The 10,855-nt window shown below is 66.9% G+C and carries 10 protein-coding genes; 6 read left to right on the top strand and 4 right to left on the bottom strand.

The window, feature by feature from the left end; genetic code table 11:
* Positions 1-280: DUF429 domain-containing protein (locus B1964_RS26200; protein WP_139765880.1), on the top strand; the 280-nt coding region annotated here is incomplete at its 5' end.
* A 280-nt stretch (positions 281-560) separates the two neighbouring features.
* Here the strand turns inward: B1964_RS26200 and B1964_RS26195 are convergent.
* Positions 561-1,133: a GNAT family N-acetyltransferase gene (locus B1964_RS26195; RefSeq protein WP_079931890.1), complete on the bottom strand. Its 573-nt coding sequence runs from the start codon at positions 1,131-1,133 to the stop codon at positions 561-563.
* Between the two features lie 149 nt (positions 1,134-1,282).
* Here B1964_RS26195 and B1964_RS26190 point away from each other — a divergent pair, with 149 nt between their 5' ends.
* From B1964_RS26190 to B1964_RS26170, 5 genes are read left to right on the top strand one after another with little or no spacing between them, the layout of a single operon-like run.
* Positions 1,283-2,650: a 4-hydroxyphenylacetate 3-hydroxylase N-terminal domain-containing protein gene (locus tag B1964_RS26190; protein WP_253194207.1), complete on the top strand. Its 1,368-nt coding sequence runs from the start codon at positions 1,283-1,285 to the stop codon at positions 2,648-2,650.
* Positions 2,647-3,864 carry an acyl-CoA dehydrogenase family protein gene (locus B1964_RS26185; RefSeq protein WP_079931888.1) on the top strand — a complete coding sequence of 406 codons (1,218 nt, stop codon included), beginning with the start codon at positions 2,647-2,649 and terminating at the stop codon, positions 3,862-3,864. Before B1964_RS26190 ends, B1964_RS26185 begins: the two co-directional genes overlap by 4 nt.
* Before the next feature lie 44 nt (positions 3,865-3,908).
* Complete coding sequence (locus B1964_RS26180) at positions 3,909-5,018, top strand: homogentisate 1,2-dioxygenase (protein ID WP_079931887.1); 1,110 nt, start codon at positions 3,909-3,911, stop codon at positions 5,016-5,018.
* Positions 5,015-6,208 carry an alpha/beta fold hydrolase gene (locus B1964_RS26175; RefSeq protein WP_079931886.1) on the top strand — a complete coding sequence of 398 codons (1,194 nt, stop codon included), beginning with the start codon at positions 5,015-5,017 and terminating at the stop codon, positions 6,206-6,208. The genes B1964_RS26180 and B1964_RS26175 overlap by 4 nt, the downstream gene beginning before the upstream one ends.
* Positions 6,193-7,464, top strand: coding sequence for an acyl-CoA dehydrogenase family protein (locus B1964_RS26170; RefSeq protein ID WP_253194206.1), 1,272 nt, complete (start codon positions 6,193-6,195; stop codon positions 7,462-7,464). The genes B1964_RS26175 and B1964_RS26170 overlap by 16 nt, the downstream gene beginning before the upstream one ends.
* Here B1964_RS26170 and B1964_RS26165 read toward each other — a convergent pair.
* The 3 genes from B1964_RS26165 to B1964_RS26155 form a co-directional block, all read right to left on the bottom strand.
* Positions 7,411-8,586, bottom strand: coding sequence for an FAD-dependent monooxygenase (locus tag B1964_RS26165; RefSeq protein WP_079931885.1), 1,176 nt, complete (start codon positions 8,584-8,586; stop codon positions 7,411-7,413). The genes B1964_RS26170 and B1964_RS26165 overlap by 54 nt on opposite strands.
* Positions 8,587-8,606: 20 nt before the next feature.
* A complete protein-coding gene (locus B1964_RS26160; RefSeq protein WP_079931884.1) occupies positions 8,607-9,368 on the bottom strand; it encodes an alpha/beta fold hydrolase in 762 nt (253 codons plus the stop codon).
* 171 nt (positions 9,369-9,539) lie between these two features.
* A partial coding sequence (locus B1964_RS26155; RefSeq protein WP_079931883.1) for a class I adenylate-forming enzyme family protein occupies positions 9,540-10,855 on the bottom strand: 1,316 nt, incomplete at its 5' end.

Below are 10,855 nucleotides of genomic sequence, written 5' to 3'. Positions count from 1 at the left end.
GGCTACAAGCGGGCGGCTAACCGCGGCTAACCGGGAGTCGCTGGCCGATCTCGTGTCGGCGCTGCAGGACGCGGCCGGGTGGCTCGATCTCGGCGATCACCGCGCGCTCATGTGCCGTGACGACAACGCCTTCGATGCCGTCGTCACCGCACTCATCGCCCGTGCGGCGCAGCTGGGGCGCACTCGTATGCCGGACGACGCCGACCGATCGGTGGCGCTGCGGGAGGACTGGATTCACGTCCCCGACTGCTCGCTGGATGCTCTTCGCTCGTCGGGGTGAGCTGGAACCAGCCACGGGGCAAGCAGTCTCGAGGCTCGCCGCACGCGGCTCGCACCTCGACCATCGGGAAAACGGGCCCGTGACCGACGGAACGGGTGGTCGTCTTCCCGGTGATCGAGATGCGTAGGAGCGCCAGCGACGGGGCTGTCCTCCCGGTGGTCGAGGTGCGCAGGAGTGCCGGCGACGAGGCTGTCCTCCCGGTGGTCGAGGTGCGTAGGAGCGATAGCGACGGAGCCTCGAGACCCCTTGCGCCGAAAAGTATCCGGGCCACGGCACACCCTCACCCCAGCGGCAATCGCATGATGATCCGCGGAAAGCCGTTGAGCACCGACGTCGTGTCGGAAGCCTTGACGAAACCGGCGGTCTCGAACATGGCGCGGGTGCCGACGTAGGCCATCGTGAGGTCGACGCGTGCGCCGCGGTTGTCCACGGGGTACGCCTCGACCGCGGGTGCGCCCCGATCCCGTGCGAACTCGACGGCACCGGCGATGAGGGGGTGCACAAGCCCGGTCTTGCGGTAACCCGGCCGGATTCGGACACACCACAGTGACCAGACGTCGAGGTCGTCGACGTGGGGGATCCTGCGGTTCGTCGCGAAGGTGGTCTCCGCGCGTGGGGCGATCGCAGCCCAGCCGACCACCTCGTCGTCGAGGTAGGCAAGAACACCCGGCGGGGGATCGGCAGCACAGAGTTTCCGGACGTAGTGTCCACGCTCCTGCTTCGCCAGGGTGCGGTTCAGGGCGTTGGGGATTCGATAGCTCAGGCACCAGCAGACGTTGGCGTCGGGACGCTTCGGCCCGACCATGGTGGCGACGTCGTCGAAATGCGTCGCAGGGCGTACCTGCACGGTCATGACAACCAGCCTCACCCACTCGGCGTGCAGGTGCAACGGCCTGCATACAAGCGCTTGTATATTTCTGAATCTGAATCTAGCATCAGAAAAGTCGAGCCGAACTCGCGCGCCCAATCCCCTCACCCCGAAAGAGGCCTCACATGGCGATGATGACCAGGGACTCCTACGTCGCGTCCCTCGACGACGGTCGCCGGATCTTCGCCGAGGGAGAGCAGGTCAAGGACCTTTCCCGGCACCCGCAATTCGCCACCGCCATCGAACTCGTGGGCCAGGGTTACGCCGACTACTACCGGCCGGGCGATGATGCGAGCGGTCCGTACTTCGACATCCCGCGCAGCCCTGCCCAACTCAAGGAATTGCTGTCGGACCTGCTGCACTGGGACATGGTCACCGTCACCACCAGCCAGGGCTTACTCGCGCTGCTGACCGCGGCCGCCCGCATGCGCGCCGATCACCCCGAGGCGTCCGCACGTATCGAGGACTATTTCGACTACTGCCGGCGCAACGACCTGCGCTGCGTGCAGGCCATCACCGACGCCAAGGGCGACCGTCGGCTGCCGCCGGGGGCGCAGGAGGATCCCGACGTCTACACGCGGATCGTCGAGCGCCGCCCCGACGGGGTCGTCATCCGTGGCGCCAAACTGCACATCTCGTCGGCGGCGGTCTGTCACGAACTCGTCGTCATGCCCACCAAGAACATGAAACCGGGCGAGGAGGATTACGCGATCGCGTGCGCGGTGCCGGTCAACGCGCCGGGCGTGCGCATCGTCAACACCAGCTACGCACCCCGTGAGCGCGAAGGCGACTTCCCGGTCAGCGCGAAACACAATATGCCCGAGGGCTTCATCATCTTCGACGACGTCTTCGTCCCCGCCGAGCGGGTCTTCCTCGACGGCCAGGTCGGCCATTCGGCGACCTTCGCCCACGCGCTCGGACTGTGGGAGCGTCTCGGCGGAACCGCCCACATGTCGGAGTTCGCCGATCAACTCGTCGGGCTGGCGCAGCTGATCGCCGAGGCCAACGGCACCGAACGCATCAACCACATTCGCGAGAAGATCGCCGAAATGGTCATCTACGCCACCATGGTCCGGTCCGGCCTCGAGGCGGCGATCGCCAACGCCGAGGAGAGCCCGGAGGGCTGGTACTTCCCGAGCGAGCTCTACACCAATGCCGCGAAGCATTACGCCGCAGCCGATTACAGCCTGATGGTGCGACATCTCCATGACATCGGCGGCGGCTCGATCCTCACCGCACCGTCGACCGCCGACCTCGACAACGACGAGGTGGGCCCGCTGATCAGGAAGTACATGCGCACCAAGGACGGCATCGACGGCGATTACCGCACCAGACTGTTCCACGCCATCCGCGACTTCACCGCCGACGCCTACGGTGGCTGGCAGCTGGTGACGATGCTGCAGTCCGGCGGCGGGCTGTACGCGCAACGTCTGGTGGCACGCAAACACTACGACATGGACAAGGCCAAGCGCGCGGCTCTGGAGCTCGCGGGATTGGCATGACGCTCACCGGGATTCCCACAGGGCTCGACGCCTTCGCCCGATATCTGCGACGTCGTCTTGCAGACCTGACCGGTGAGTTCTGCTCTGCCGCAGAAGATCCCGTCACCGATGATTTCGGAGGCGACCGGATCGCGGCGGTAGAAGAGCTTCGTGCGGGTCACGAGGAGGTGGTCGCGCGGATGCGCCGACTGCAGGGGGCGCTGTTCGACGCGGGTGTCGCATGGCCCGGCGGGCCGGTCGACCTCGGCGGCCTCGGGCTGTCCGCGGCACACGACGAGGTCTTGGAGAACGTCCTCGATGAGCTCGGATTCCCTTCCAGGGAAGCGCTTTTCGTCGGATTGAACATCGTCGCGCCGGCCCTGCTCCGACACGCGCCCGCGCACTTGCGCGACTCCGTGCTGCCCGCGCTGTTCCGGGGCGATCTGATCGGCTGCCAGCTGTTCAGCGAGCCCGGCGCCGGATCGGACCTCGCGTCGGTGACCACCCGTGGGGTGCGTGACGGTGACGACTGGGTGATCACCGGTCAGAAGGTGTGGACCTCGATGGGCCATCTCGCCGACGTCGGCGAGGCCCTGGTGCGCACCGATCCCGAGGCGCCCAAACATGCCGGCCTCACCATGTTCCTGCTCGACATGCACGCCCCAGGGATCACGGTGCGCCCGATCCGGCAGATGACCGGTGGAGCGGCGTTCAACGAGGTCTTTCTGGATGGGGTCCGGGTCTCCGACAGCCGCCGGATCGGGGGGATCGGTGAGGGCTGGGCGGTGGCCTCGACGAGCCTGGGTAGCGAGCGGTCGACGATGAGCGGACCCGGTGGACCGTTGACGCCGGTCGTGATGACGCGGCTCGTCGAGTTGGTGCGCCGCCTCGACGCCGAGGCGGATCCGGTCCATCGGCCGCAGATCGCGCGTACCGTGACCGCCGTGACCGCCATGCGTGCCGCGGCCGGGCTGAGCCCCGGATCGTGGAGCCACCGGATGGCGCCGGTCAGCGGATCGGTGCTCAAGTTGCTGATGGTCCGCGCCGCCGACGAGATCGCCCGTCTGGCTACCGAAGTGCTCGGGGAACGGGCATTCGTCGACAACGGTGACCCCGACACCTTCGCGTGGTCGGAGTTCATCCTGGGCGTTCCCGCCCTGCACCTGGCCGGTGGCACCGACGAGATCCAGCTCTCCGTGATCGCTCACCGCGGACTCGGGTTGCCCCGCCGATAGTTTCCGGCACGACCGTGCCGCACCACCCACGAAGGAGTGTCGAGATGGAGTCGTTCATCACCCACCGCAAGGGCCGGACGCCTCGTCAGGTTCACCGCGACGTCGAGGACCTCAAGGACGACGAGCTCGGCCGCTACGGGTTCACCGGGCGAACCGCACACCTGTACCGCCGCAACGACCCGACGCAGTACCGTGCCGTCGGAGATCTCGCCGGGGTCGACCGCGCGACAACGGATCTGACGCCGACCGATCAGATCGATCCGGCCGGTGAGCCGCTGCTCATGTTCTACAACGCCGATTGTCGGATCTCGTTGTCGCGTCGAGACACCGTGGCGCCCTTCTACACCCGCAACGTCGATGGCGACGAGTTGATCTTCGTCCACGACGGCACCGGTCATTTCGAGACCGAATTCGGGCGACTGGCCTACCGCCCGGGCGACTGGGTCTACCTCCCGAAGGGCACCACCTTCCGGCAGATCCCCGACGATCGCTGCCACTTCCTGATCATCGAGGCCACCGAGGAGTACCGGGTCCCCGACGCCGGCGTGCTGGGACGTTTCTTCCCGTTCGACCCGTCGTTGGTGGTCGTGCCCGAGGCGGAGGTATTCCCCGACGACGGGCGCGAAGAGTACGAGGTGCGCTTCCGGCAGCGTGAGGGCGCCACGTCGCTCTTCTACCCGTTCAACCCGCTCGACGTCGAAGGCTGGCGCGGAGACAACTTCGCATTCACCTTCAACATCGAGGACTACGACGTGATCACCTCCGAGACGGTGCATCTGCCACCGACGGTGCATCTGTTCATGCAGGCCACCGGCGTGTACGTGATGAACTTCCTGCCCCGACCCGTCGAAGGCCGCCCGGGCACCGAACGGTTGCCCTGGTATCACCGCAACACCGACTTCGACGAGATCGCCTTTTATCACGGCGGCAGCGTCTTCGGCATCGACATGCCGCCTGGTCTGATTTCGCATGCGCCACAAGGAATCCACCACGGCATCCCCGAGCGTGCGCGCGAACGAGCCCGGCGCCGATTCGAGGTCGACCAACGCGTCGAATGGCAGGTCATCGCGATCGACACACGTCTTCGGCTCATCGCCACCCCGGTGATGACGGCCGCAGCTGCCGCCGAGGTCGCCGCGGAGGCACAGGTATGAGCCCCACGGATTCGACGGCGCGCAGATTCGACTACGACCGCATCCCCTATCTCGTCGTCTTCGACGACACCTCGGCCTACCGGGACACCTACGGCGGTGTCACCGAGAGCGTGGTACTCGAGAGTTATCTGTTGCAGCCCAAGGGAATCAGCTCGGACACCGTTATCGTGTTCATGCACCCCATCGGCGGTGGAGCCTATCTACCGATGACCAATGCGCTCGCTCGCGCCGGCCACCACGTCATCTACTGCAACAGCCGCTACCGGGGTGTCGACAGCGCGTTGATCATGGAGAAGGTCGTCCAGGATCTCGGCGCGTGCGTCGCCGATGCCCGCGATCGGCTCGGGTACCGCAATGTCGTTCTCGCCGGGTGGAGTGGCGGCGGAGCGTTGTCGCTGTACTACCAGCAGCAGGCGCAACATGCGACGGTCACCGCGACCCCCGCCGGCGAGCCGCCCGATCTGACGCAACTCGACCTGCCTGCGGCGGACGGGATGATGTTGCTCGCCGCGCACGTCAGCAGGCACGGCACGCTCACCGAATGGACGGACCCGTCGATCCTCGATGAGACCGATCCCGACAAGCGTGATCCCGAACTCGATCTCTACAACCCGAACAACCCGAATCAGCCGCCGTACACCGACGACTTCGTCACCCGATACCGTGCGGCCCAGATCGACCGGAACCGGCGCATCACGGCGTGGGTGCGTGAGCAGCTCGACGATCTGCGGGCCAAGGGAGAACCGTTGATGGAGCGGGGATTCGTCGTGCATGGCACGATGGCCGACCCCCGGTGGCTCGACCTCACCCAGGACCCCAACGATCGTGAACCGGGTTGCTACCTCGGCGACCCGAGGATCGTCAACATGGGTCCGGTGGGCCTGGCCCGCTTCACCACTTTGCGGAGTTGGTTGTCGCAGTGGAGTTTCGACGACGCCAATGGCGATGGGCCGCGGTGTGCCGCCGATTTGGCCGTGCCCACGCTGGTACTCGGCAACAGCGCCGACAACGCGTGCACGCCAAGCCACACTCAACGTCTCTACGACGCCGTCGGCCACCCGGACAAGCAGATGCACACCATTGTCGGTGCCACCCACTACTATTCGGGTCGTGCCCAGCTGCCGTACCTGAAGAAGGCGGTCGACACCATCACCGAGTGGCTGGGCGAGCGGTCATGGACGAGTCTCTGAACAGCTCCCGTCCGGCCGGCACCACACCCGACATCTCGCCGGACGAGGTGCGTGCCGCCCTGCGCGACTACTTCGCGACCCGACCCGGTCTCGACGAGGTCCGCCGCACCAGGGATGGCCGGCAGCCGAGTGGATTCGACGAGAGCGGCTGGCGGACGCTCGCCACGGACGTCGGGCTGTGCAGCTTGGGTATGCCGCTGCGGTGGGGTGGTCTGGGGTTGGGTCTGGATTGCTTGGTGGCCGCCGTCGAGGAGTGTGGAGCCGCCCTGTATCCCGGGCCGGTGCGGGCCGCCGTGCTCGCGACTTGGGCGCTGGGTGAGGGGGGCCTGGGTGAGAGCGCTCTGGGTGAGGGCGCTCTGGGTGAGGGCGCGCTCGGTGAGGGCGCGCTCGGTGGCCTCAATGATGCCGTCGACCTCACCGGAACAATCGAGGGTCTGCTCGCTGGTATGGTCGTCCCCGGGTCGACTCTCGACACCGAAGTCACAGAGCCACAATCTCTTCCGCTCTGGCGTGCCGGCGCGGCGACCGGTGTGCTCTCGGCAGTGTCGCACGGTGTTGTTGCCGGGCTCGCGGTCGCCGAGGTGCGCACCGACGACGGCGTTGCCGCCGCGCTGGTGATACTCGACGACTCCGCCGACCGGAGATCCCGACGCACCGTCGACTTCGCACTGCCGCGCGCCGATGTGACCGTCACCGGTGCGCCGGCCCTGCTCATCACCGAGCCCGGCGATGATGCTGCGCTGCAACGATTCCGCGATGCGTCGACGCTGCTGCGGGCCGCCGAGAAGGTCGGCGGGGCTCAAGGATGTGTGTCGTTGATGGTCGAATACGCCGGAGTGCGAGAGCAATTCGGCCACCCGATCGGCAGCTATCAGGCCATTGCGCACCGGTGCGCGCAGACCGCGGTCGACGTGGTCGGTGCCCGCGGACTGGTGACCGCGGGCGCCGCGGCGCTGGACCGTGCGACGTTTGCCGACCCCGATACCGCGGTGCACCTCGCATCACTGGCGCATGCCGCGGCCGGTGAGACCTATCTGGCGGCGTCGAGCTCACTCATCCAGGTCAGCGGAGGTATCGGATTCACCTGGGAACACGACGCGCACCTCCACTTTCGGCACGCTCGAACCCTCGCGGTGGCGGGCGGAACCCCGGCGGAGTACTACGACCGTGCGGTGTTGGACGGATGCCTGGACCTCGTGACCTCAGGAGTGGGAGGCAAAGAAGCCGTGAATCCAGTCGAGATGGCGAGCGGCTAAGCCGGGTGCTCCCAGACGGGCGTTGCGCCCGTGGAGAAGTGGCGAGTCATCGGGCAGGTGGAGCACGTCGGCGGTGGTGATCGAGGCGTACTGCACCCGCCGGGTGCGGTCTCGACGGAGGTCCTCGTAGCCGGCGCGCGCGGCGTCGAGATCGGTGCCCGCGGCGAGTTGGTCGGCGAGGACGATGGCATCCTCGATGGACTGGTTGGCGCCCTGACCGTGGTGCGGGACGAGGGCGTGCGCGGCGTCGCCGAGTAGCGTGATGCGGCCGTGGTTCCATCGCGCGAGCGGCGGGCGGTGGAACAACGCCCAGCGATCCCCGACAGGGGCCGCCTCGACCATCTCCGTCACCGCCGGATGCCAGCCCGAGAAGTGCTTCATCCGTTCGGAATCAGTGGCCGGCGCAGTCCAGGCAGGGTAGGGCCACGGTGCCGGGCCCCGTTCGACGAGCAGGAAATTGTGTGCGCCGGATCCGATCGGGTAGTGCAGCAGGTGTCCACCCGGCCCCATCCAGAACTGAATGGCCTCCGGGTCGGGTAGCGACCGTAGGTGCGACGGGTCGACGATGCCGCGAAAGCCGGAGCAGCCCGAGTAGAGGGCGTCGTCGTAGCCGAGCACGAGTCGTCGAACGGTGGAGTGGGCGCCGTCGGCACCGATGACGAGATCGGCTGCGGCGGTAGAGCCGTCGTCGAAGGTCAGAACCGCCTCGGTACCGCTGTCGTCGATGTCGGTGAGCGTGCGGGCGAGATGCAGGGTGTCGGGACCCACTGCCTCCGACAGGATGGCCTGGAGATCGGCCCGGTGCACGCCGGCGTAGGGCGCGCCGTAACGGCGGCGGTACTCCTCGCCGCCGTAGTGCCGGCCGATGACCTCGCCGGAGCGGCCGTCGCGGAAGATCAGTTCGGGAATCTCGGCCCACACCTTCGCGAATCGGTCACCGAGTTCGAGCCGACCCTCATAGAAGCGCGTCGCGTTCGCCGACAGCGCGACGGCTGCACCGACCTCCCGCAATTCCTCGGTGCGTTCGTAGATCTCGCTGGCGATGCCATGGCGACGAAGCGCGAGTGACAGCGTCAGGCCGCCGATTCCTGCGCCGATGATCGCGATGCGTGGGCTGTGCACGTCTCACTCCTCCGCCTCGGCTACCGCCGAGCAGAGGACACCTTCGGTTGCAGTGGCACCGTCGCCGCCTCGACAAAGCTCGCGGCGAGTGTGGCGGGCGACGACAGTTGTGCTTCGTGGCTACCGGGGGTCCGCAGCATCGGTGAGCCCTCGGGGAGGCGCCCGGCGAAGCGTTCCCAGCCGTATTCGCCTGGGGGCAGCGCCAAGTCGTCCTCAGCGAGCAGATACACCGAGGGAAGTGCCAGCCGCGCCCAGTCATCGAGGTCGAGCGAGTCATTCATGGTGTGGAACGGCTGGCGTTCGAGGAGCGGGTGGATCACCCGCTGAACCTCGGCGCCGACGTCCTGCATGAACGCTCCTGCGAATACCTCGAAGGGAAACATCACCGAGTTGTCCCGCGACGACTGGGCCGAGGCTCGGAACATGTCGCCGTAGGCGGGCGGGCACAGATCGATCAGTGATTCGCCCGTGAGCGGAACGAACGCGCTCCAGTAGACGAGTCGCTCGATCCGATCGGCGATCGCCGCGGCAGCGCCGGACACCGGGAACCCGCCCCAGCTGTGCCCCACGAGGACGATGTCGTGCAAGTCCCGAGTCTCGACGTAATCAACGAGCGCTGCAACGGAATCCGACAATCGAACGTCCGCGCGGGCGTCCTCGGCGCCGAGTCCCGGCAACGTCGGCGTGTAGACGGTGTGGCCCTGTTCGCGCAGGATCTCGGCGACCGGTCGCCAGGACCATCCGCCGTGGCAAGCACCGTGGACGAGAACGAATGTGGACATGTGCGACCTCTCAGCTGTGATCCACCCCATACCTCTGCCACGCTAGGTCTGCCATCCATGTAAGACAAGGACGGAATATCGCAGTATTCATACGATGTGGCGATCAATGCCGAAATGGTCGCGGTGACAACCGATCTGGTGTGACACTCGGTCGATCCCACACGCGGTCGATCACACACTCAACGCCGACCTCTTGACCTTCCCGGTCGCCGTGCGGGGCAGTTCGTCGAGGAACACCACCGACTTGGGTACCTGAAAACGCCCGAGACGCTCGGTGCACCAGGCGATCACGTCGGCTTCGCTGATCGGTTCCGTGGCGACCACCGCCGCGCACACCCGTTGGCCCCAATGCGGGTCGGGTGCGCCGAACACCGCACATTCCTCGACACCCGGCATCGCAGAGAGGACCTCCTCGACGACCGGCGGGTGGACGTTTTCCCCACCGGTGCAGATCATGTCGTCCGAACGGCCCTGCACATACAGGTAGCCGTCGTCGTCGAGAAAGCCGATGTCACGGGTGTTGAACCAGCCGTCGACGAGCACCCGCGCAGTGGCATCGGGATTGTCGAGATAGCCACGGGTCACACAGGGCGAGCGAAACCACAGTTCGCCGGACGCGCCGGCCGCGAGTACCGACCCGTCCGGATCGCGGACCTCGACATCGATACCGGCACCCGGTTTTCCGGCTGAGGACAGTCGCTCGGGGTGATCGCCCAGGTGATCATCGACCTCCAGAAAGGTCACGCCGCCACCGGTTTCGGAGAGGCCGTAGACCTGTGCGAACTCGCAGCCGAGGAGTCCGATGGCGTCACCGAGCAGTTGCTGGGTGATCGACGAGGCGCCGTAGCCGACGTGTTGCAGCGACGGAAGCGCACGGGGGTGCTCGCGGAGTTCGCCGAGAAGCGAGTGGATCAGGGTGGGCACCATCAGCGTATGGGTGATGCCGTGCTCCTCAATGGCATCGGCGATGCCGGCCGGAGAGGTGTCGGCGATGTAGACCAGCCGCATCCCGATGTACATGCCGTAGTTGGCCCAGGTTGCCCCGGCAGCATGGAAGTTCGGTGGGATCACCAGCGCTCGGGAGTTCTCGTCGAAGCGATGGACGGCCGCATAGGGCAGCGTCGCCTCGATCGCGCCGCGGGTCAACGGCACCGCCTTCGGATGTCCGGTCGATCCCGAGGTGAAGTAGATCAGCGCCTCGTCGTCGGCGTCGGTATCCATCGCCGCACGGTCGACCCCGGCGCCACCCGCCGACACAACTGGTGGCCACGATACGTCGTCGGAGGCCACCCCGGTCCGGCTCGGAACATCCAGGGCGGCAGCAAGTTCCGAATAGTGCGCCTCGTAGACCAGATGGGCGGGACGCACCGCCCGCGTCATCGCGGCGAGATCCGATGTCGGCAGACGGAGATTGAGCCCGACGATGGACGCGCCACGGCGCCACGCGGCCAGCACGGTGATCGGATACGCGGCGACATTCGGTCCCA

The organism is Gordonia sp. i37 (assembly GCF_002043085.1).
GTDB lineage: Bacteria > Actinomycetota > Actinomycetes > Mycobacteriales > Mycobacteriaceae > Gordonia > Gordonia polyisoprenivorans.
This window is presented reverse-complemented; position numbering and strand designations above follow the sequence as displayed.